This window comes from Leucobacter japonicus, from assembly GCF_001273855.1.
In the GTDB taxonomy this organism is placed as follows: Bacteria; Actinomycetota; Actinomycetes; order Actinomycetales; family Microbacteriaceae; genus Leucobacter; species Leucobacter japonicus.
In genome coordinates this window covers 1-332 of the sequence record NZ_JHBX01000007.1, presented here as the reverse complement: position 1 = coordinate 332, position 332 = coordinate 1, and the positions used below count along the sequence as shown (strand labels likewise).

The 332-nt window shown below is 72.3% G+C and carries 1 protein-coding gene; it reads left to right on the top strand.

All coding sequences use genetic code 11. The features are described 5' to 3' along the window. On the top strand, nt 1-332 hold a 332-nt coding region (locus AMS67_RS00015), incomplete at both ends, for a MoaF N-terminal domain-containing protein (RefSeq protein WP_193787048.1).

Genomic DNA, 332 nt, shown 5'->3' with positions numbered 1-332 from the left:
CCGTTCCCTCTCCCTCGTCCTCGAAGACGGCTCCGGGCTCGACCTGGTCTTCGGCGCCGATACCGCCCGCTGGAGCGCGACCGGCGCCTTCGCCACGGACGGCGAGCTGAGCGACCCCTACGACGCCGTGCGCGTGCGCGACGACGTCGTCTTCGTGAACCTGCCCATCGAGTCGCGCGAGCGCGAGGCCATCACCGTCGTGTTCTCGGAGACGACGCATCGCGCGCTCGTCGCCCGCTCCGAGATCGGCGAGGAGGACGTGGAGGGCGAGCCCCGCGTCGACCAGACCTTCTGGTCGGCCGTCACCGACGCGGGCGAGCCGAGCGGTGAGG